Origin of the sequence: Paenibacillus vulneris (assembly GCF_039543185.1) — a bacterium.
Lineage (GTDB): Bacteria > Bacillota > Bacilli > Paenibacillales > NBRC-103111 > Paenibacillus_S > Paenibacillus_S vulneris.
This window is the reverse complement of record NZ_BAABJG010000026.1, coordinates 1-21,699: the sequence shown is the minus strand read 5'-3', so window position 1 is coordinate 21,699 and position 21,699 is coordinate 1. Positions and strand designations below refer to the sequence as shown.

At 49.0% G+C, this 21,699-nt stretch carries 23 protein-coding genes; 19 read left to right on the top strand and 4 right to left on the bottom strand.

What is annotated here, in order from left to right; translation table 11 throughout:
- Positions 1 to 2 precede the first annotated feature (2 nt).
- Genes ABEA66_RS22445 through ABEA66_RS22435 form a run of 3 tightly spaced genes read left to right on the top strand, consistent with a single transcriptional unit; the run spans position 3 to position 2,067 of the window.
- Positions 3 to 965 (top strand): ADP-ribosylglycohydrolase family protein, encoded by a 963-nt coding sequence (locus ABEA66_RS22445; RefSeq protein ID WP_345590964.1) that lies wholly within the window; start codon positions 3 to 5, stop codon positions 963 to 965.
- A complete protein-coding gene (locus ABEA66_RS22440; protein WP_079909593.1) occupies positions 965 to 1,360 on the top strand; it encodes a VOC family protein in 396 nt (131 codons plus the stop codon). Before ABEA66_RS22445 ends, ABEA66_RS22440 begins: the two co-directional genes overlap by 1 nt.
- Entirely contained in the window at positions 1,360 to 2,067 is a 708-nt protein-coding gene (locus ABEA66_RS22435; RefSeq protein ID WP_345590962.1) for a YdcF family protein, read from the top strand. Before ABEA66_RS22440 ends, ABEA66_RS22435 begins: the two co-directional genes overlap by 1 nt.
- Positions 2,068 to 2,141: 74 nt before the next feature.
- Here ABEA66_RS22435 and ABEA66_RS22430 read toward each other — a convergent pair whose 3' ends face one another.
- Positions 2,142 to 2,924, bottom strand: coding sequence for a GNAT family N-acetyltransferase (locus tag ABEA66_RS22430; RefSeq protein WP_345590960.1), 783 nt, complete (start codon positions 2,922 to 2,924; stop codon positions 2,142 to 2,144).
- Positions 2,925 to 3,227: 303 nt separating this feature from the next.
- On the opposite strand from ABEA66_RS22430, the gene ABEA66_RS22425 reads away from it, so the two are divergent.
- From ABEA66_RS22425 to ABEA66_RS22390, 8 genes are all read left to right on the top strand, one after another.
- Complete coding sequence (locus tag ABEA66_RS22425; protein ID WP_345590958.1) at positions 3,228 to 3,821, top strand: histidine phosphatase family protein; 594 nt, start codon at positions 3,228 to 3,230, stop codon at positions 3,819 to 3,821.
- Positions 3,822 to 4,079: 258 nt separating this feature from the next.
- Positions 4,080 to 5,078, top strand: coding sequence for a stage V sporulation protein K (gene spoVK, locus ABEA66_RS22420; RefSeq protein WP_079909082.1), 999 nt, complete (start codon positions 4,080 to 4,082; stop codon positions 5,076 to 5,078).
- On the top strand, positions 5,075 to 6,397 hold the full coding sequence (hflX, locus tag ABEA66_RS22415; RefSeq protein WP_079909083.1) for a GTPase HflX: 1,323 nt from the start codon (positions 5,075 to 5,077) through the stop codon (positions 6,395 to 6,397). Before spoVK ends, hflX begins: the two co-directional genes overlap by 4 nt.
- Complete coding sequence (locus tag ABEA66_RS22410; protein ID WP_345590954.1) at positions 6,390 to 7,637, top strand: methionine gamma-lyase family protein; 1,248 nt, start codon at positions 6,390 to 6,392, stop codon at positions 7,635 to 7,637. The genes hflX and ABEA66_RS22410 overlap by 8 nt, the downstream gene beginning before the upstream one ends.
- A 99-nt stretch (positions 7,638 to 7,736) precedes the next feature.
- Positions 7,737 to 8,150, top strand: a complete 414-nt coding sequence (locus ABEA66_RS22405; protein ID WP_079909085.1) for a MerR family transcriptional regulator — start codon at positions 7,737 to 7,739, stop codon at positions 8,148 to 8,150.
- 95 nt (positions 8,151 to 8,245) lie between these two features.
- Positions 8,246 to 9,583 (top strand): type I glutamate--ammonia ligase, encoded by a 1,338-nt coding sequence (glnA, locus tag ABEA66_RS22400; protein ID WP_079909086.1) that lies wholly within the window; start codon positions 8,246 to 8,248, stop codon positions 9,581 to 9,583.
- A gap of 179 nt (positions 9,584 to 9,762) precedes the next feature.
- On the top strand, positions 9,763 to 10,377 hold the full coding sequence (locus ABEA66_RS22395) for a TetR/AcrR family transcriptional regulator (RefSeq protein ID WP_345590950.1): 615 nt from the start codon (positions 9,763 to 9,765) through the stop codon (positions 10,375 to 10,377).
- A gap of 56 nt (positions 10,378 to 10,433) precedes the next feature.
- Positions 10,434 to 11,345: an alpha/beta hydrolase gene (locus tag ABEA66_RS22390; RefSeq protein WP_345590948.1), complete on the top strand. Its 912-nt coding sequence runs from the start codon at positions 10,434 to 10,436 to the stop codon at positions 11,343 to 11,345.
- A gap of 74 nt (positions 11,346 to 11,419) precedes the next feature.
- Here the strand turns inward: ABEA66_RS22390 and lexA are convergent, their stop codons facing one another.
- Complete coding sequence (lexA, locus tag ABEA66_RS22385; RefSeq protein ID WP_345590945.1) at positions 11,420 to 12,043, bottom strand: transcriptional repressor LexA; 624 nt, start codon at positions 12,041 to 12,043, stop codon at positions 11,420 to 11,422.
- A 146-nt stretch (positions 12,044 to 12,189) separates the two neighbouring features.
- Here lexA and ABEA66_RS22380 point away from each other — a divergent pair, with 146 nt between their 5' ends.
- From ABEA66_RS22380 to ABEA66_RS22365, 4 genes are all read left to right on the top strand, one after another.
- Positions 12,190 to 12,552: a LysM peptidoglycan-binding domain-containing protein gene (locus ABEA66_RS22380; RefSeq protein WP_256865240.1), complete on the top strand. Its 363-nt coding sequence runs from the start codon at positions 12,190 to 12,192 to the stop codon at positions 12,550 to 12,552.
- A 153-nt stretch (positions 12,553 to 12,705) separates the two neighbouring features.
- A complete protein-coding gene (locus ABEA66_RS22375; protein ID WP_179135935.1) occupies positions 12,706 to 12,891 on the top strand; it encodes a DUF896 domain-containing protein in 186 nt (61 codons plus the stop codon).
- Positions 12,892 to 13,140: 249 nt separating this feature from the next.
- Positions 13,141 to 13,650 carry a hypothetical protein gene (locus tag ABEA66_RS22370; RefSeq protein ID WP_079909091.1) on the top strand — a complete coding sequence of 170 codons (510 nt, stop codon included), beginning with the start codon at positions 13,141 to 13,143 and terminating at the stop codon, positions 13,648 to 13,650.
- A 58-nt stretch (positions 13,651 to 13,708) separates the two neighbouring features.
- On the top strand, positions 13,709 to 14,503 hold the full coding sequence (locus ABEA66_RS22365; RefSeq protein ID WP_079909092.1) for an HAD family hydrolase: 795 nt from the start codon (positions 13,709 to 13,711) through the stop codon (positions 14,501 to 14,503).
- A gap of 131 nt (positions 14,504 to 14,634) precedes the next feature.
- Here ABEA66_RS22365 and ABEA66_RS22360 read toward each other — a convergent pair whose 3' ends face one another.
- A complete protein-coding gene (locus ABEA66_RS22360; RefSeq protein ID WP_192701527.1) occupies positions 14,635 to 15,177 on the bottom strand; it encodes a 1,2-dihydroxy-3-keto-5-methylthiopentene dioxygenase in 543 nt (180 codons plus the stop codon).
- Positions 15,178 to 15,441: 264 nt separating this feature from the next.
- On the opposite strand from ABEA66_RS22360, the gene metH reads away from it, so the two are divergent.
- Both metH and rnz read left to right on the top strand, forming a co-directional pair.
- Positions 15,442 to 18,885, top strand: coding sequence for a methionine synthase (gene metH, locus ABEA66_RS22355; protein WP_345590934.1), 3,444 nt, complete (start codon positions 15,442 to 15,444; stop codon positions 18,883 to 18,885).
- A gap of 81 nt (positions 18,886 to 18,966) precedes the next feature.
- Entirely contained in the window at positions 18,967 to 19,932 is a 966-nt protein-coding gene (gene rnz / locus ABEA66_RS22350; protein WP_345590932.1) for a ribonuclease Z, read from the top strand.
- A gap of 283 nt (positions 19,933 to 20,215) precedes the next feature.
- Here rnz and tlp read toward each other — a convergent pair whose 3' ends face one another.
- Positions 20,216 to 20,443 (bottom strand): small acid-soluble spore protein Tlp, encoded by a 228-nt coding sequence (tlp, locus tag ABEA66_RS22345; RefSeq protein WP_345590930.1) that lies wholly within the window; start codon positions 20,441 to 20,443, stop codon positions 20,216 to 20,218.
- 118 nt (positions 20,444 to 20,561) lie between these two features.
- Here tlp and ABEA66_RS22340 point away from each other — a divergent pair, with 118 nt between their 5' ends.
- Complete coding sequence (locus ABEA66_RS22340; RefSeq protein ID WP_345590928.1) at positions 20,562 to 20,918, top strand: CidA/LrgA family protein; 357 nt, start codon at positions 20,562 to 20,564, stop codon at positions 20,916 to 20,918.
- Positions 20,905 to 21,597: an LrgB family protein gene (locus ABEA66_RS22335; protein ID WP_345590926.1), complete on the top strand. Its 693-nt coding sequence runs from the start codon at positions 20,905 to 20,907 to the stop codon at positions 21,595 to 21,597. The genes ABEA66_RS22340 and ABEA66_RS22335 overlap by 14 nt, the downstream gene beginning before the upstream one ends.
- Positions 21,598 to 21,699 lie beyond the last annotated feature (102 nt).

Below are 21,699 nucleotides of genomic sequence, written 5' to 3'. Positions count from 1 at the left end.
CTGTGACATCATTCATAACCAAATCGGAGAGATATCAAGGCTGCTTGCTTGGACTGGCCGCCGGGGATGCCTTAGGTACGACACTTGAGTTTCGTCCGCCCGGCAGCTTCGAGGCTATAACCGACATGATCGGAGGAGGCCTGTTTCAATTGGAGGCAGGACAGTGGACGGATGATACTTCCATGGCTTTATGCTTGGCGGAAAGCCTGCTCCACTGCCGGATGTTTCATCCGGCGGATCAAATGGAGCGCTACGTTCGCTGGTACAGGGAGGGGTACTTAAGCTCCACCGGGACCTGCTTTGATATCGGGAATACGGTGAGAGCAGCATTGGAGCGGTATGAGGAGACGCTGGAGCCCTTCAGCGGCTCGATCAAGCGGATGGCGGCAGGGAACGGGGCATTGATGCGCTTGGCTCCGGTTCCAATGTTTTTTGCCAGTCATCCGGAGGAAGCGCTAATCCGTTCCGGAGACAGCTCCCTGACTACGCACGGGACGGTTCTGTCCGTAGATGCATGCCGCTACTTCGGCGGGCTCATTGTTGGGGCTCTGCAGGGCAGGAATAAGGAAGAGCTGCTATCGGCCGGTTTTTCACCGGTAGAGGGTTACTGGGAGCAGCGTAGTTTGGTGCCGGAAGTCGATCAGGTCGCCAACGGCTCCTTTAAATCCAAGCAGCCTCCGGAAATTAAAGGAACGGGTTATGTTATCGATTCACTGGAGGCGGCATTGTGGGCGTTTTATCGCAGCAGCAGCTTTGAGGACGGCTGCCTCATGGCCGTAAATCTAGGGGACGATGCGGATACCACAGGAGCCATCTACGGGCAGCTGGCAGGCGCCTATTATGGGGTCCGTGCCATTCCTCCCGATTGGCTGAACAAGCTGATGATGAGGTCCTACCTGGAAGAAACGGCTGTCGCATTGATGCAAGCCTCCGAGGATTCTGCCCGACGGGAGCGTGTTCTATGATTCCCGTAACGGGGTTCAATCATGTTACGCTGAAAGTGAACGATCTTGCGCAGTCTCTGCCGTTCTACCTGGATGTCCTGGGAATGAAGCTGGTCCACCGGGGACTAAGCGACGTTTATTTGGAATGGGGGACTGCCTGGATATGCTTGCTGCAGCGTCCGAATGATCCATCGGGAGCAAAGTCATGTACAAGCGGCATGGATCATCTGGCATTTTCTATTGCAGAGGCTGATTTTCCTGCTGCAGTCGTGAGATTGCAAGAAGAAGGTGTCCCTATCGTCAGAGGACCAATCTGCCGGGGCGGAGGCTGGAGCATCAATTTCCTCGATCCCGATGGCATAGAGCTGGAGCTGTTTACAGGCACATTGGCGGAGCGGATGAAGGTGTGGACATAGTGCGGTTAAAGGGAAAGAAGAAGACCAGTATATTTTCAAGATGGATTATCATCCTAAGCCGGTTGCTTCGTTTGCTGCTTGCCTTGTGTATTCTCGGGCTGGCATGGGCTGTGTTTTTACTTTGGAAAATGGAGTCATTCCCCGATAACCCGCAGGCGCGCGGCGATGTAGGCATCGTGCTTGGCGCGGCATTATGGAAGGACACGCCCAGCCCGGCTTTGAAGGAAAGACTTGACAGAGCGGTGGAGCTGTACCGGTCCGGCCGTATTCCCCGAATTATCGTCTCGGGCGGTCTGGATTCTGTCTACTCCAAGCTTACGGAAGCCGAAGGAATGAGGAATTATTTGCTCACACAAGGTATTCCAGCTGGCGTGATCACCATGGAGACTCAATCTACCAGCACTTATGAAAATTTATTGTTTTGTCAACAGCTGCTCAAGCAGCAGGGCTGGACTTCCGCCGTGATTATAACCCACAGGTACCATGCCGTTCGGGCCATGGATATCGCTGCATTTCTTGGGTATGAACAGTTTGAAGCCTCCCCAGTGGATAGCAAGGTTCTGATGATGTATTGGCACAAAAGCCGAGAGACGTTAGCCTGGACCAAGTGGGAATTGGATAAGCTACTTATCCGGATAGGATTGGAGTCAAAGCCGATGGATTCTTCCGCTATCAAAGCGGGGTTCATCGGCTCTTCTTATTTCTAGACATATTATTCGGGGGTTACTCCGACGTTGTATAAATTTTCTTTTAAAGGATTATCTCGACGAGGTCTCGCATGCTAGGCAAGGATTTCTCGCCGGTAATGATACTTGTACAGTGGACGGAAGCCAGCGCTTTGGTACAGCCGGACTGCGGCCGTGTTGCTCTCGACCACTTGCAAATACATGCGGACAGCCCCTTGGTCCAGGCTCCAGCATGCTAACTGATGGAGCAGGGAACGGCCTAGGCCTTGTCTGCGCATGGAAGGGTGAACGACTACGTTGAGGAGAGCCGCCCAATCGCCTTGAATTACGGATGTGCCTAAGGCAGCAGTACGCTGGTCACGGTGCATGCTGACGAATCCTTTGGGGGACTGGATTCCGGCTAAAACCCGATTATAGAAGGCGTATGTATGAGCACCGTAATCCTCTGCTTCCAAAAAATCGGTCAGCCATATCCGGTTATGTTCATCTTGAACGGTATATTGGAGCGGGAGCTCTTTTGCAGGAGAAGTAAGTTCCATCATTTGCTCTATATCGGCTATCATGACGGTGCTCTCGCCCTCTTTGACAAAGGAAAGACCTTCCAGCAGTGAATCCAGCCCGTCCGGAGAAGCTTCACTAATCTGGATAATTAGCGGTAAGTCTTGTTGAATATAAAAATTTCGAACCTCTTCGAGCCATGCTGGATTGTTGGGGATGGTCCCAAAGGTTGATGTCCATACGCTATTGGCTCTTTTGGTCGTACCCTCGGAGACACGGACTAGCCAGTCTGCATAAGGATGAGCGGTTAGAGCAGGCCAGGTGTGAACAGCCAAACGTTCTAAGGAAGCTATGAGGCTTTGATGTTCCGTCTTGCTCAAGATATCCCTCCTTGGTTAGTGTGAGATAGAATAAAAACACAAATTTGTGTATAAATATACACTCGTATTAGCGTGTAAGTCAATTAGATATTGGAGAGTCGAAGCTTCAAAATAAGAATCCCTGTTACGCGGGGTATGGTATAATATGGATCATGGATTTCAAGAGGAACCAGTTTCTTTTCAGATTATGAATGGTATTAATCATTAACATCATTAACTATTAAATTATTTCCTTGAATACAGTGTATCGGTAAGCCTGATTCGATTCGGAAACTGCATTTTTATCCCAAAGGAGGGAGCAGGATGATGTCTTACGATTCGGAGGACATGCAGCAAATGGGACATCACAGTGACAAGCAAACCATTTTTTTGATTCGGCACTGCAAAGCGGAAGGGCAGGCGTACGATGCTCCGTTGACAGCAGAGGGCGTTCTTCAAGCTGAACGGTTATCCGCTTGGCTTGCAGCGTATCCTATCCAATATGTAGCGTCGAGTCCCTTTACCAGAGCAGTTCAAAGCGTGAAACCTTATGCAGAAAAAATGAATAAACCTCTGATGACGGATGTGAGATTCTCCGAAAGGAAGCTAAGCGAAGAGAACAGGGAGGATTGGCTGCAGTGCCTGGCACGCACCTTTGAGGAACCGGATTTATGCTTTCCCGGAGGGGAATCCAATAGAGAGGCTGCGGGACGTGCGGTTGAGGCTATAACCGGGCTGCTTGAGCTGGGGTACAGCACCTATGCGGTTGCCTCGCACGGCAATCTTATTGCGATCTTATTAAACTACTATGATAGCCGGATAGGGTTTGAGCAATGGAAGCAGCTATCGAATCCCGATGTGTTTCGGCTAACCTTCCGGCATCGTCAGTTTGAAGAGCTGCAGCGGGTATGGGACTAGAATCGTCCCGACGATAGTTCTGAGATTATTTGGGTAGTAACGATTTTCTACCACAAAAGATCAGGCGGTTTGTTTTATAATCAGAATCAGAAACGCTCCCATGCTTAAGAGAGGGGGAGGGACCCCATGAAGGAAACGGTCCGCTTTCCGGCCGGATTTTGAATTTTTGCAAATTGGCCTTACAATAAGAAAAGAAAATGGGCACATTCACCTGGGCTTCTGCGTATACTGCTAACACCAAGTAAAGAGGTGATACGCATGAGTGGACGTGTCGTACCGACGGATCAGATCCAGATTACGAAGAATGCCCATCAAATCAATGTGGTATTGCGTAATCCTGAACCGGTAAGTATGAGCGCCGAGTCAGAGCCTCACTTTCATGGCAAACCGTTGTCCCAGCAAGGGCAGTTCGGGGAGATCATGAAGGAGCTCGATCGGATGGTCGGTTTGGACAACGTAAAGGAGCTCGTCTTCGAGATTTATGCGCTGCTGCGCATTGCGGGTTTTCGGGCTGAAGTCGGGCTCATGGCCAATAGCCAGGTGTATCATATGATATTCAAGGGGAACCCGGGAACCGGCAAGACGACGGTTGCGCGTATTATCGCCAAGCTGCTGCAAACTATGGGTGTGTTGAATAAAGGGCATCTGATTGAGGTGGAACGCGCCGATCTGGTAGGCGAATACATAGGGCATACAGCCTTGAAAACTAGAGAATTGGTCAAGAAAGCGCTGGGAGGCGTTCTATTTATTGATGAAGCCTACAGCTTGGCACGCGGTGGAGAAAAGGATTTTGGCAAAGAAGCGATAGATACGCTGGTCAAAGCAATGGAGGATCATAAAAACCAGTTTATTCTCATACTGGCGGGGTACTCGGTGGAAATGGAGCAATTTTTGCAAACAAATCCAGGACTCCCGTCCCGATTCCCCATCCAGCTGGATTTTCCGGATTACACGGTGGATCAGCTGATGCAGATTGCAGAGATGATGGTGAAGGAAAGAGAGTATGCGCTGACCCCTCAGACTGAAATGAAAATACGTCAGCAAATCGTCAATGAGAAGCAGCAGAGCGATAGCGAAGTGGCGTTCAGCAACGCAAGGTATGTTCGCAACCTGATTGAAAAAGCCATGCGAAATCATGCGGTTCGATTGCTGAATCAGCATACGCAGCAGCCAAGCAAGCAGGATCTGATGACGATACGGCCTGAAGATGTTAAGCTGGAGCGAAAACCTGCAAAGGAGAACTATAAATTTATATGAAACCAACAACACATACGATTGAACACGAGCAAGAGAGAGCTGTATTAGTCAGCCTTGTTACTCCGGATTTGAAAAGGCAGGAGGCCTATTCACCCGAATATTCCTTGAATGAACTGGTGAGTCTTGCGGAGACGGCCGGAGTGATTGTCCTTGATACATTGTCGCAGAACCGCGAGACGGTGGATACCAAATGGTTCATAGGGAAAGGAAAGGCCGAGGAGCTGAAGCAGCTATTGGATGAACATAATGCGAACACGGCGATCTTCGATCAGGAGCTCTCCGGCGCGCAGGTTCGCAATCTGGAGCAGTTTCTCGACGTTAAGATCATCGACCGCACCCAGCTGATTCTTGATATTTTCGCCGGCCGGGCCAAAACGCGGGAAGGCATTATTCAGGTGGAGCTTGCACAGCTCAGCTATTTGCTGCCGCGGCTTTCCGGACAGGGCGCCAACCTGTCCCGGCTTGGCGGCGGTATTGGTACGAGAGGACCGGGGGAAACGAAGCTGGAGACGGACCGCCGTCATATCCGCAACCGGATCAGCGAGCTGAAGCAGCAGCTGCAGGAGGTTGTACGGCACCGGACCTTGCACAGAGAGCGCCGTAAGAAGACGGGAGTTTTTCAGGTAGCTCTGGTAGGCTATACCAACGCGGGGAAATCCACGCTGTTAAAGCAGCTGACTCAAGCTGATGTATATGTGGAGAATCAGCTTTTTGCTACCTTGGACCCGACCTCACGCACTTTCGAGCTGCCGGGAGGCAAAGAAATCGTGCTGACGGATACGGTAGGGTTTATTCAAAATTTGCCGCATGATCTTGTAGCCGCATTCCGCGCGACTCTGGAAGAGGCCTGCGAAGCCGATCTGATTCTTCATGTCGTGGATGCTTCCTCGGAAATGATGGATACTCAAATGAAGGTCGTGGATCAGGTTCTAAGAGAGCTTGGCGCTCACGGCAAGGAACGGATCACCCTGTTCAACAAAGTGGATTTATGTACACCGGAACAGGTGGAGATGCTGACGACGGAAGGGGAATTTTTGCGGATTTCCGCTTACCGTGAGGAAGATTTGCAGCGGATCGGCGAGCTGATTGAAGCGCGGCTTATGGGAGAATGCAAGACGTTCCGTATCCCTGCGGAAAAAGGCGACATGATCTCTCTGGTCTATCGTGTAGGCGAAGTGCTGGAGAATGAGGTAGATGGCGGCGACATGCTGCTGCAGGTAAGAGTGAACAATAAAGAATATGATAAGCTGGGGTATTTATTGGCTGCATACGCCATGGATCAGGCACAGAATGAGGGAGAGAATTCGGAGCATGTTTAACGAACGCATTACGGCATGGATGGAGCGTGCCGAGCAGGTTATTGAAGAGAAGGTCAAAGAAATCGACCGTATTGTGGATCAAAATCAGTGGAAAGTAATTCGCGCCTTCCAAAACCATAAGGTCAGTGATTACCATTTCTCCGGTTCTACGGGGTATGGTTATAATGATCGCGGGCGCGAAGTGCTGGATTTGGTCTATGCGGAGGTGTTTGGAGCGGAGGCCGCCTTGGTGCGGCCGCATTTTGTGTCCGGGACTCATACGATAGGAACGGCGCTGTTCGGAGTTCTAAGACCGGGGGACGAGCTTCTGATGATTACGGGCCGTCCTTACGATACTCTGCATAAAGTGATTGGGAATCCTGGCGACGGGAAAGGCTCCTTGCAGGATTGGGGCATTGCATATGGTGAAGTGGCGCTTCTAGAGGACGGCTCGCCTAATTATGATGAAATCCGTACACGGGTTACAGAACAAACGAAAGTGATCGGCATTCAACGGTCCCGCGGCTATTCGTGGAGACCGTCTTTTACGGTGCAGAAAATCGGTGAGATGGTGCGTTTTGTCAAGCAGCTGAAACCGGACGTAATCGTATTCGTAGATAATTGCTATGGCGAGTTTACCGAGCTGATGGAGCCAACTCAAGTGGGTGTAGATCTGATGGCGGGCTCGTTGATCAAAAATCCCGGCGGAGGTCTTGCCGCTACGGGAGGATATATCGCCGGTAAAAGCGAATACGTAGAGCTGGCTTCCTACCGATTGACGGCTCCCGGTATTGGCGGCGAGGTTGGAGCTATGCTGGGCACGATTCGCAGTATGTACCAGGGCTTCTTTCTGGCGCCCCATTTGGTCGGACAGGCCGTGAAGGGGTCGATCTTTGCGGCAGCCGTGTTTGAACAGCTTGGTTTCACCACGCATCCTCACTGGAATGATCCTAGAACCGATTTGATTCAAGCGATTCAATTTACAAGCGACCGGCACCTGATTGCCTTCGTACAAGGGATTCAGCAGGCGGCCGCCGTGGATGCGCATGTCGTTCCGGAGCCTTGGGATATGCCAGGCTATGAGCACCCGGTCATCATGGCTGCAGGCACCTTCATTCAAGGGGGAAGCCTGGAGCTGTCCGCCGATGCGCCTATCCGCGAGCCTTATATTGCCTACATGCAGGGCGGGCTAACCTATTCCCACTGCAAGCTGGGTGTGCTTACCGCATTGCAAAATATGATAGACCGCGGCCTACTGTAATTAATGCTGACACATTTCATAAACCTAACATAACTTGACACATTTATGTAGTGAGGTTACAATGAAGCTAGGTTTTTAGATTACAGGGGTGAACAGGTCATGAGTGATGATATTCGCCGTAATATGGCGCTTTTTCCGATTGGAATCGTAATGAAATTGACCGATCTGACCGCTAGGCAGATCCGGTATTATGAACAGCATGAGCTTGTCATTCCGGCAAGAACCGGAGGCAACCAGCGGCTATATTCCTTTAATGATGTAGAGCGTTTATTGGAAATCAAGGACTTGATCGAAAAAGGGGTCAACATTGCTGGCATTAAGCAAGTGCTCCTGCCTGTCTCCAAGGATTCGGAGGAAGCAACTGTACTGAACGAACAGTCCGAAGTGAAGCGAAGAGAATTAACGGATACCCAGCTGCACCGCATGCTGAAGCAGCAGCTGTTAGGCGGCGGCAAGCGGCCGGGTCAAGTATCCTTGATCCAAGGCGAGCTATCGCGCTTCTTCAAGAAATAAAAGCTTCTCTAGAGCATGTTCTTTCGATTGTGTAAGAGTTCGTCTTACGAACATGCTCTGTTAGTTTACATAATCTCAAGGAGGAGAAATGGACCGTGACTGAGAAAACATACACAAAAGAGGATATTTTGCGCATAGCAAAGGAAGAAAACGTTCGGTTTATCCGCTTGCAATTTACCGATTTGCTGGGGACGATCAAGAATGTGGAGATTCCGGTAAGCCAGCTTGAGAAGGCATTGGACAATAAAATGATGTTCGACGGCTCCTCTATCGAAGGCTATGTTCGTATTGAGGAATCCGATATGTACCTGTATCCAGATCTAAGTACATGGGTCATTTTCCCATGGGTAACGGAAGATCGGGTCGCCCGCTTGATTTGCGATATTTATTTGCCGGATGGCCGGCCATTCCCTGGAGACCCTCGCGGTATTCTAAAGGCTGCGCTGAAGGAAGCCGAGGAAATGGGCTACACTGCTATGAATGTAGGACCTGAACCGGAATTTTTCCTGTTCAAAACCGACGATAACGGCAATCCGACCATGGAATTGAACGATCAAGGCGGATATTTTGACCTGGCTCCAATGGACCTGGGTGAAAACTGCCGCCGCGAGATCGTATTGACCTTGGAGGAAATGGGCTTTGAAATTGAAGCCTCCCACCATGAAGTGGCTCCAGGCCAGCACGAAATCGACTTTAAATATGCCGATGCTATTAAAGCGGCGGATCAGATTCAAACCTTCAAGCTGGTTGTTAAGACGGTAGCAAGACAGCATGGTTTGCACGCCAGCTTTATGCCGAAGCCGCTGTTCGGCGTCAATGGCTCGGGTATGCACTGCCATCAATCGCTGTTTAACGGCAAAAGAAATGTGTTCTACGATGAGAGCGATAGACTGGGTTTAAGTGCTGAAGCCCGACATTACATGGCAGGCATTTTGCATCACGCTCGCGCCTTTGCGGCCATCACGAATCCTACGGTGAACTCTTATAAGCGTCTTGTGCCCGGCTATGAAGCTCCTTGCTATGTAGCATGGTCCGCAAGCAACCGCAGCCCGATGATCCGTATTCCGGCTTCCCGCGGCTTAAGCACTCGCGTGGAGGTTCGTAACCCGGACCCTGCTGCCAACCCGTATTTGGCGCTAGCTGTCATGCTTAGAGCCGGTTTGGACGGCATTAAGAACAAAATGCAGCTTCCTCCTCCGACAGACCGCAACATTTATGTCATGTCCGAAGAGGAACGCGAGGAGCAGGGCATTCCTAGCCTTCCGGTTGATTTGAAGCAGGCTCTGGATGAGCTGCTTCGGGATGATGTCATCTGTGATGCCCTAGGCGATCACGCATTGGCGCATTTTGTAGAATTGAAAGAGATTGAATGGGATATTTATCGTACTCAAGTGCATGCTTGGGAGCGGGAGCAGTATTTGACGCTATACTAAGTTAAGATAAATCTCGCTGAGTATTCACTATGGCCCGGGACCTTCAGGTTCCGGGCTTTTATGATGTGCTGGCGGGCAGAGGCGATTCGCAGCAACGTGATTTCAAACCATATATTTACAAATGCAAAATAAAGTTATATACTAGTACTGAACAATCAGTACTAAATGAGGGTGAACAAATGACACGAACGAACACACCCGATGCGAGGAAACGGATTTTACAAGCCGCCGCCCGGGTATTTGCAGAGAAAAGCTTTGAAGGAGCCAGAATCGATCAAATAGCGGAGGAAGCGCATGTTCCCAAATCCTTGATTTACTACCATTTTAATAGCAAAGACCAAATACTGGAAGTGTTGTACGAGGATTTCATCCGGGAATATCGTGAGCTGCTTCAGATAGCGAAGACCGATACTCATGATTCTAAAGCAAACACTATGCAAAGCAGGCTGCAGACGATTTATAGGGAGTTTGCGGTACAAAATTCCGATGTGATCCGTATCATGTTTATCGATTCGCTCAAGAAATCCAACGAACAGCCTGTCATCTATAAAGTAGTGGAAACGATGATCCAGGCTGAGCAATCCCGGATGGGTCTTGCCGAGACAGATCAAGCGTATGATCCTGACGAAAGACGGATCGCGGAATTTTTTACGGGGATTATCCCTCTGTTCGCGTATTTATGCTATTCGGAATCGTGGATTCGTTATTTTGATATTGAGAAGAAGCGGTTTGATGAATTATTCCTTTCCATTTTCATGTCTTCACATGGAGCTTACCATAAGGATCATCAGTAATTTTTTTTAATTTATTAATACTGAATATTCAGTACTAAAATGTGGGGGGAAATGACATGAAATCATCCAGCAAGGAAACTCTAGCGGCCATTAAGCAGCATCTCAGGCAATCGTTTACCTTTACCCGAAAAACCGTAGAACAAATTCGCTCGGAGGAAAGGGAGGCAGTTCAAGCGCTGCCCAAGCTATCTGGTGTGAAGACGGAACGAGTTATGGTCGGCCATATCCAAGGGGAATGGGTTTTGGCCGGAGAGGCGGCCGAAGATGGTAATGACGCCATCTTGTACTTTCATGGAGGCGCGTTTATTTCGGGCTCATGCGATACCCATAGGGATCTGGCGGCCCGAATCTCCGAACAGAGCCGTACCCGAGTGCTTGTCATTGAGTACCGTCTTGCTCCTGAGCATCGTTATCCTGCAGCTAATGAAGATTGTTTAGCAGCCTACCGTTGGCTGATGCAGCAGGGAATACCCAGCAAGCAAATCATGCTTGGGGGAGACTCTGTCGGCGGCTGCCTGGCATTGATGACTTTATTGACTTTACGTGATGCAGGGGACCCGCTGCCGGCTGGAGCTTTCCTGCTGTCGCCCCATACGGACTTCATATACTTTGATAGTGAATCCTATATCAGCCATGCGAGCTCGGACCCGCTAGGTAGCCTGGAAAGCTCCAGGTTGTGTGCGGAGTATTATTTGGGCTCCTTATCGCCCAAGCCGCCGTTAATGTCGCCATTAAACCAGAATCTGCAAGGACTGCCTCCCTTACTTATTCAAGTAGGGGATCAAGAGGTGCTGCTCGACGAATGTACCCGATTGGCAGACAAAGCAAGGGCTTCCGGGGTTGATGTCACGTTGGAGGTTTGGGATCAGATGTGGTGCGTTTTTCAGCAATTGGCAGGCATCTTGCCGGAAGGAGAGGAGGCTATACGGCATATCGGCGGGTTCGTTACAGGCCGTTTGCATAAATAGAAGGAATATAAAAGAAGCCAAGGTACAGGTGCCGCCTGCATCTTGGCTTCCTTCCGTTATACTTGGGAATCATCTTAGTGAATGTCGCGAAATACGCCTACAACACGGCCAAGAATGGTCACATGCTTGAGTCGAAGGGGCTCCATGGTGGAATTCTCCGGCTGAAGGCGGATATGATCCTTCTCCTTGAAGAAGCGCTTGACCGTGGCTTCGTCATCCTCCGTCATGGCAACGACGATATCTCCATTATTAGCCGATTGCTGCTGGCGAACAATGACGTAGTCCCCGTTATGAATCCCTGCATCAATCATACTGTCGCCAATTACGCTGAGCATAAACACGTTATGATCTCCGACATAATGCGAAGGCAGAGGGAAGTAGTCTTCAATGTTCTCCGTAGCCGTAATAGGTACACCAGCTGTTACGCGTCCGATCAAAGGTACCCTGGAAACGGAAAGAGCGAATTGGCTTCCTTCCGTCGATGAGCCATCCGTAATTTCAATAGCGCGAGGCTTGGTAGGGTCTCTGCGGATCAGACCCTTCTTCTCCAAACGCTCCAAATGTCCGTGAACAGTCGAACTGGAGGCTAGTCCAACGGCTTCTCCAATTTCACGTACGGATGGAGGATAGCCTTTATCTTTCACTTCGTTCTTAATAAATTCCAATATCGCCAGCTGCCGATTGGATAGTTTGCTCATCAAGTATCACTCCAGTATTGGTAATAATTAACCAAATTATATCACAGAACCGGAGTTCGTACAAACATAAGTTCGAAAAATAGCATTGACACAAACAAATGTTCGCGTTATTATAAAAACAGAACAAATGTTTGGGGGTCGTGATCATGTATATGAATGAACAATTACTTACAAACTCGGTTGTCTCGGTGCAAGGAAACAGACGGAGAGGGGAAAATCCCAACGGTACCAAGAGGAGAATGAGGGGGCTGTTTGTCATTGCGTTAGTGATCCTGATAGCCAGCATTTGCCTTTCCTTTATTGGCGGGAATTCGGACGCATTTGCGGCTGACACCGGAAGCCATCTGGAGCAAACCGTCGAAGTCGTCAAAGGAGATACGCTATGGGGGATTGCGAGCAAGTACGCGGGAAAGGGACGCAATGTCCGTGACTATATGTACGAAGTGAAGAAAGTGAATGACTTGAAGTCTAATGTACTTCAAGTAGGTCAAGTCCTGGTTCTGCCTTAAGCCTTGTTGTTCTTACTTCTGTTTCGACTGCACTTGACAATCGAATCCTGTAATGTCAAAGTATAATTTGATGCATTTTTAGCTGTGCTTGAGAAAGAGCCGGAATGCGCCTGAATCAAGCCTGACATGACCAGGAGGATTACAATGAACGAAATGGAACACGATCAGTACATTAAACGGATTAATGAGTTGGCACGCAAAGCGAAATCAGTGGGGCTGACAGACGAAGAGCTCGAAGAACGCAACGAACTTAGAAAGCGTTATATTAACGCATTTAAGAGCAATTTGCGCAACCAGCTGGAGAACATCAAATTCGTTGATGATGACAACAAGCAATAATTAGGGGGACTTCATTTCATGCAGTTTGGAGCAGTGGAGCAGAGCAATATGGCATTTTCCAAGCAAGTCTTGGGTATGACGATAATACAAGATCCGGTTTATACACCGGGATATCGCACTGGCTCATGTTTCGATAACTGAATAGATGATTCCTATGTTGGATGGTTTGGTAGTATCTGCCTTCTTGATACTCCGGGTACTCCAACTTTTTGGCGTATTCATACAGTACTTTTATAAGGAGATTGAGATATGTCTCGTAAATGGGAACGGATGGTTCTTAAAAACTCTAAGAAGGTCAATAAGGCCCGGGCCAAGCAAGGCAAGCCTTTATTGAGCGAATCCTCCTCGGACGGAGCGGTTACGTTACGCGGGAGAAGCTGGTTCATGCCTTTACTGCTGGTTTGCGTCGGCATTTTCTGCTTTATCGCTTTTCGCAATAACTACCAGAACGATAGTTTGTATTGGGTGACCGGCGGGAGCTATATGGTCTTAGGTTTATTTATTTTCCTGGTACGCCGGCCCTTCCTCAAGGTCGGTAAGGACTACCTCGTTTCGCGGCGTTTTGGAGGCGATCGGCGGGTAGAGCCTGCGCAGATCCAGGAAATCGTTATTCAAAAAGACGCTGTAGCGATAGCTTTGACTACGGGCAAAAACAAATGGGTATTTACGAAATTGTTCCACCAATTTAATATGGAAGAGTTGTCGGAGCAGCTTAAGCAATTTGCGGCTCGGAATCATGTAGAGCTGAAGAACGAATAATCAATGGCTTCGACGGGAACCACTACAGATTTTATGGGGAAAAGGATGGAAGACTAGGATGAGCATTCAAGCGGTTTTATTTGATTTGGACGATACGCTGTTGTGGGATGACCGGAGCGTAAAGGAAGCTTTCCAGGCGACTTGCGAGGAAGCGGCCAAGCATTATTCTCTGGACCCTGCGGCTTTGGAGGAAGCGGTTCGTAAGGAAGCGCGTGCTTTATATGAATCTTACGAAACATTTCCATTTACGAAAATGATCGGAATTAATCCGTTTGAGGGACTCTGGGCTAATTTTACCGAAGGCGAGAACGAGAACTTCCGCAAGCTGCAGAAGCTCGCTCCGACCTACCGGACGGAATCCTGGACACGCGGACTTAAAGCATTGGGCATCGATGACCCTGAGCTGGGCTACCGCTTGGGCGAGCTGTTTCCAGCTGAGCGTCGTAACCGGCCGATTGTCTATGAAGAAACCTTTGAAGTGCTGAAGCAGTTAAAAGAGAAGTACAAGCTGCTGCTGCTCACTAACGGCTCGCCGGATTTGCAAAATGAAAAGCTGGCAGGAGTACCGGATCTGGCCCCATATTTTGACCATATCATTATTTCCGGGAATTTTGGTGAAGGAAAGCCTGCTGTCTCTATATTTAACCATGCAATGGAGCTTCTTGGGATTACAGCAGATCAAGGAGTTATGATTGGGGATAAATTGACTACAGATATTTTGGGCTCCGGACGTGTAGGCATGCGAAACATGTGGATTAACCGTCATGGAATTAGCCGTACGGATGAAATCATTCCTGCTTACGAAATCAAAAGCTTGCGTGAAATTCAGGGCATTATTCAATCTATTGGTTAATTGTTATAACGACAAAGACCCTCAGTTCGAGGGTCTTTTCTAATCATTACAGCCATTTTATAATATCGGGGTTCCCCGCAAATTGTCTGAATCGGCTTCGAACCAATACCCTACTGAGTGGGGTTATTTGGTTAGGCCTTTTGGAAGGTAGGATCGTCGAACGGATGAGCAATCCAGCCCTCAGTTTCAATAAATAAACGAACGGCTACGATTTGGCGATTGTCCATCAAGGTGAAGAAATGAGGTTTGTGCTCAGGAACGGAGATAACGTCGCCGGCTTCCAGCTCAACGTCGAAGTAGCCTACATCATCAGTGCCTTTGATAATGAAGATCCCTTTACCTGCCGTAATGGCGCGAACTTCATCTTCTGTGTGCGTGTGAACCTGCTCGAACTTTTTCAGCAATTCGTCCAGATTCGGAGTCGCATCGGAGAGTGCGATGATGTCCCAAGTCAAGTAGCCGCGGCGGCTTGCAAGGTCTTTGATCTCAGGCTCAAAAGTAGATAAGATCTCTGCCTTTTCTTCATCGCTAAGAATAAATTTTTCCTGCAGGTGGGCCGGAAGCTTGCCTGGATTCCAATGCTCATACAATACTTCTTGCTTATCCAAAAATGCTTTAACATTTTCTTCGCCGGAGATGCGTTCATTAGTGCTGCGAATGCGAATTTCTGCCATGCTCATCCCTCTTTCAAATCATAAATTAGTTCTTTACTTATTATAGTGCAATTTTTGATATCTGTCGATCGGATATTCACGATTATCCCAATAGGAATTATAAGAAATACAGATGGACACCTGTTCGGAATCCCTTTTCATTGACGAACGTTTCTGTTAAACTTAGGGTTACATTATTCGCCTTTTTGTGATATACATGATGGATATAGAATAGACATGCAAGGAAGAAGTTGTCGGAAGGACGCAGGTGAAAGGAAGAGAGCAATGAATAAACCATCCTTGAAAGAGCAGCTCCAAAAGAAAATTATGATTCTGGACGGCGCGATGGGCACGATGATTCAACAGGAAAATCTGACCGAGGCTGATTTTGGCGGGGAGGATTTAGATGGCTGTAACGAGTACTTGGTCGTTACCCGTCCGGACGTCATTTCCAAAATTCATGAAGCTTATTTGGCCGCTGGTGCGGATATTATTGAAACCAATACTTTCGGTGCTACCAGCGTAGTACTGGCTGAATATAATTTGCAGGACCGTGCACGTGAGCTTAACCTGCGGGCCGCTGGGTTGGCGGTTGAGGCAGCACGGAAATTCAGCACGCCGGAATGGCCGCGCTATGTTGCCGGAGCGCTTGGACCAACGACCAAGACCCTGTCGGTAACGGGCGGCGTTACTTTTGATGAGCTGGTAGACAGCTACTATGAGCAAGCCTTGGCATTAATCGAATCAGGCGTCGACGCCCTTTTGCTTGAGACATCCCAAGATACATTGAATGTAAAAGCAGGAAGTATCGGCGTTCGCAAAGCCATGGAGACGACGGGGATTGAATTGCCGATTATGATTTCCGGGACGATCGAGCCGATGGGGACTACGTTGGCCGGTCAGAATATCGAATCCTTCTATATTTCCCTGGAGCATCTGAAGCCGGTCTCTATCGGACTTAACTGTGCTACAGGACCTGAATTCATGAGAGACCATATTCGGACTCTGTCCGATTTGGCAACGACCGCTGTCAGCTGTTATCCGAATGCCGGCTTGCCGGATGAGAACGGGAAGTATCACGAATCTCCGGAGTCGCTTGCGAAGAAGCTGGCCGGCTTTGCCGAGCAGGGGTGGCTTAATATTGCAGGCGGATGCTGCGGTACTACGCCGGATCACATCCGTGCGATGGCTGAGCTTCTGTCCCAATATAAACCAAGAGAGAGTGCCAAAGGGCATCTCCCCGCTGTGTCCGGGATTGAGACCGTTTATCTTGAGGATGCAAACCGCCCTTACATGGTTGGAGAGCGTACGAACATTTCCGGATCCCGTATGTTTAAACGCCTCATGAAAGAAGGCAAATTCGAGGAAGGCGCGGAAATCGCGCGTGCACAGGTGAAGAATGGTGCGCAGGTCATCGACATTAACGTACAGGATACCGATATCGACGAAGCTTATACCATGGAAAACTTCTTGAAGGAAGTCGTCAAAAAGGTAAAGGTTCCTTTGATGATTGACTCGACATATGACCATATCATTGAATTGGGCTTGAAATATTCGCAGGGGAAAGCGATTATTAACTCCATTAACCTTGAGGATGGCGAAACCAAGTTCCAAAATATCGTTCCGCTCATTCATAAATATGGCGCTGCGGTTGTTATGATTCTTATTGATGAACGCGGTCAAGCCGTATCCCGTCAAGCTAAGATGGAAGTTGCGGATCGGGCTTACGAGCTTCTGACCAAAAAATACGGCTTGAACCCGTCCGATATCATCTTTGACCCGAACATGTTCCCTATCGGTTCCGGAGATCCTCAATATATCGGCTCCGCCGTGGAGACTATCGAAGGTATTCGGATGATCAAGGAAAAGTATCCTGAATGCAAAACGATTCTCGGGTTGAGTAATATTTCCTTTGGGCTGCCGCCAGCTGGCCGCGAGGTGTTGAACTCCGTCTATTTGTACCATTGTACAAAGGTCGGATTGGACTACGCCATTGTAAATACGCAGAACCTGGAACGCTATGCTTCGATTCCGGAGCATGAGAGAGAACTGGCGGAGCGGTTGATTTTTGATACGAATGACGAAACATTGGCTGAATTCGTTGCGCATTTCCGTGAGAAGAAGGTCGAGAAGAAGGAAAAGATCTCGAATCTGACGTTGGAAGAGCGTCTCGGTTCTTACGTTGTGGAAGGAACCAAGGAAGGCTTAATTCAAGATTTGAATGAGGCTATGACGAAATATACACCTCTTGAAATCATTAACGGACCTTTGATGAAAGGGATGGAAGAGGTTGGCCGCCTGTTCAATAACAACGAGCTGATTGTTGCGGAAGTGCTTCAAAGCGCAGAAGTTATGAAAGCTTCGGTTGCCCACTTGGAACCGTTTATGGAGAAAACGGAAAGTGCCGTGAAAGGTAAAATTTTGCTGGCCACGGTAAAAGGCGATGTCCATGATATCGGGAAGAACCTTGTAGAAATAATCTTGTCCAATAACGGATACCAGATTATTAACCTGGGAATCAAAGTACCGCCGGAGCAGCTGATCGAAGCTTACCGTAAGGAAAAGCCGGATGCGATCGGTCTGTCTGGTCTGTTGGTAAAATCAGCGCAGCAAATGGTCATTACCGCGCAGGATTTGAAGAATGCAGGGATTGACGTACCGATTCTGGTCGGCGGCGCTGCGTTAACCAGGAAGTTTACCAAAACCCGAATTGCTCCGGAATACGAAGGCCTGGTCCTGTATGCGAAGGACGCGATGGATGGACTGGATATCGCCAATAAACTAAGCGATCCTAAGCAGAGAGAAGAATTGGTCCGAGAACTTAGAGAAAGCATGGAATCCGATGTGAAGGAAGCGGGGAAAAAGCCGGATACCATGCCGGAACTAACCCGGGTCAGAACATCGAGCGTAGACCGTACCTTGCCCGTTCAAGTACCGCCGGATCTGGAGCGCCGCGTCTTGCGGGATTACCCGATCAGCCATATCATGCCTTACATCAATATGCAGATGCTGTTGGGGCATCATCTGGGTCTGAAAGGCAAAGTTGATAAGCTGCTGGCAGAAAAAGATCCGAAAGCTATGCAGCTGAAGGAAACGGTAGATGGGATTTTAGCCGAGGCACAGAAAGAAAATATTATCCGTGCGCATGGGATGTATCAATTCTTCCCTGCTCAATCGTCCGGGAACGATATTTTGGTTTACGACCCTAACGATTTCACGAAGGTGCTGCAGAAATTCAGCTTCCCGCGGCAGGAGACGGAGCCGTATCTCTGCCTGGCTGATTATTTGAAATCTACGGACAGCGGAGAAATGGATTACATCGGTTTCCTCGTGGTTACAGCGGGTCACGGCATTAACGAAAAAGCCGCTGAATGGCGTGAGAAGGGGGATTATTTGCGCTCCCACGCTCTGCAATCGACCGCGCTGGAAATAGCGGAAGCCTTGGCGGAACGGGTACATGAAATGATAAGAGACACCTGGGGCTTCCCGGATCCGGCTGAGATGACGATGCAGGAGCGATTCGGCGCCAAGTACCGCGGACAACGCTTCTCCTTTGGCTATCCGGCGTGTCCGAACCTGGACGACCAGCAGCAGTTGTTTGCGCTTTTGAAGCCGGAGGACATTGGAGTCCATTTAACCGAGGGCAGTATGATGGAGCCGGAAGCTTCGGTTTCGGCGATTGTTTTTGCACATCCTCAGGCCCGTTATTTTAATGTAGAGAAAGTTTAGGCATGATAAATGGAGTGGGGTTCGCTAAAGTGGACTCCGCTCTTTCCCTATAATCCAACATAATGAAACGGAGCAGCTTACGTGGAAATTTATTTTTTGGGCACAGGGGCCGGAATGCCTTCCAAAGAAAGAAATGTGACTTCCATCATCCTGAATTTGCTTGCGGAACGCAATGTTTATTGGATGTTTGATTGCGGTGAAGGTACACAGCATCAGGTGCTTCATTCCCCGGTCCGGATCGGAAAGGTAGAGAAGCTGTTTATCACCCATCTGCACGGAGACCATTTATACGGATTACCGGGGTTATTGACGAGCCGATCATACCAAGGGGGAGATTCGGGCAGCCCATTCACTATTTACGGACCGAAGGGAACGGAAGCATTTGTACGAACCGCCCTGGACGTCAGCCAAGCGCATTTGGGCTATGAGCTGGAGATTAAGGAATTCACCGTATCTGAGGAGACCGTGCTGTTTGAAGACGAGCAGTTCATCGTCAGTGCTGGGCCCCTCGTACATAGAATTGACAGCTATGGCTACCGTATCGTTGAGAAATTACAGAAAGGCCGGCTGCTGGTTGAGAAATTAAAGGAGCTGGGCCTTACGTCCGGTCCATTGTTTGGGCAAATCAAGAAAGGCATGGATGTCGTGCTTGAAGACGGTAAGCAGTTGAAGGCAGCGGATTTCATCGGCCCTTCTTATCCCGGACGGGTCGTAACTATTCTGGGAGATACGCAGCCCTGCGAGTACTCCTTGAAGCTGGCCAGAGGAGCGGATGTTCTGGTGCATGAGGCAACCTTTGCGGAGCAGAAGAAGGACCTGGCCGTTGCTTATGATCATTCCACTGCCATGGACGCGGCAAGAACGGCCAAAGAAGCAGGGGCGGGCATGCTCATATTAACCCACATCAGCTCACGGTATCAAAAGGATGAGGCTGAGGTGCTTACAGAGGAAGCGCGCCAGATCCATCCCAATACGCATTTGGCGAGAGACCACGCATCCTATGAAGTGTTGCGCAAAAACAAAAGAGAACCTGAGAATTTGCCGTAAAAAATGGAAGTGCCCCATCGAGGATGGGGCCACAGGTTTTTGAAAAAACCTATTCTGTGTGAACTATGCTAGATATAGAGATGGGGTAGACCTCGGAGGAGTTTACGTCCGCCTTTGAAACCCGTGAAAATACCGCTAACTATAATCCCTTTCACGGGTTTCAATAGCGGCTGGAGGGGGATACCCCATCGGAGTATATTGGCCGTAGTTCAAGCCCTATAGATTTTTTCAACAGAATGGCCCCATCGAAGATGGGGCTATTTGTGAATCCGGCATATTGATGTTATTGCGACTCTTGATGAGCGGTTTCGTCTCTCATTTCTTCGCGGTATGCGTCGAGACTTTGTTCTCTGCGCTCATTTTTAGCTTGCAGGGTTTCTTTCTCTTGAGGACTGATTTCCTCGGCATGTTCCGCTAAATATTCTTCGGTTTGCTCCATATTTTCAATAGTGTTGTTGATGCTTTTTTGCAAATGTGCCGCATTGTCGGCACGATTATCCGGTTTTGCCATGAGTACATTCAGCTCCCTTATCATATTCATATGGGTATACGGGATTGCATACCAAAAATACGATTCCACGTTAGGGCAAAAATTATTCATCATGCTTCGGATACGAAAGGAGACAGCTATGCTAGGGATTACCATTCTGGTCGGATTTTATTTCCTGGGGTATGTTTTGCATGGGGCCGCACATATTCCTCTGCCCGCTAATGTGATTGGACTTATTCTATTCACACTTTGCCTGTTTCTTAAGGTCGTTAAATTGGAGTGGGTAGAGGATGCGGGTCAATTTTTAATCAAGCATATGCTGCTGTTCTTCGTTCCTTTTGTGGTGGGGACGATGGTCTTTTTTCAATACATAGGGATTTATGCGGTTCAACTGTTGGTCAGTTTATTCGCGAGCACAGCGGGAGTACTTCTCATAACGGGATGGACCGTTAAATGGATGAACCGTAAGGGGGAGAAGCAGCATGAGTCTCGATGAATTTGCCTGGCAACCTTTGTTCGGGATAGCGCTGTCTTTGATCTGTTATACCGTTTCGTTATGCTTGAACCGCAGGTATGCATGGCTTCATCCTCTATTTTTGAGCTCGGGCTTGATTATTGCTTTTTTATTGGTAACGCAAATTCCTTATGAAGCCTATCAGAAGGGGGGCGACATGCTGGTCTTTTTCCTGGGTCCGGCGACAGTAGCACTCGGCATCCCGCTGTACAAAAATGCGCTGCGCATCCGCGAGCATCTTCGGGCGATTATGGGAGGCATCACCGCAGGAGCGATCAGTGCACTTGTTCTGGCGGCCGGATTCGTTTGGAGCCTTGGCGGCTCAAAGGAGCTTATGGTGACCATGATGCCCAAATCGGTAACCTCCCCGATTGCATTGGAAATATCAAGGCAAGCCGGGGGAATCCCGGAGCTTACGGCGGTTCTGACTGTCTTGACCGGATTAATAGGAAGTATGTTCGGTCCATACCTGTTAAGGAAATGCGGGGTCCGTGATGATATTTCTCTAGGAACCGCTATGGGCACGGCTGCTCACGGGATTGGTACGGCGAGGATTATAAGAGACTCGGAGCTTCAGGGCAGCATCAGCGGTTTTGCTATGGGGATTGCCGCTATTATTACGTCCATCCTTTTTATTCCGCTATATTCCTGGCTTCATTAAAGGTAAACAGAGTGCTTTCCAGCGCTCTGTTTTTTTGTGTACGCCCAGCATGGGCGTCATCTCTAGGGTGAAAGTCCCGAACGGGGGCTGGCGAACGCCTAC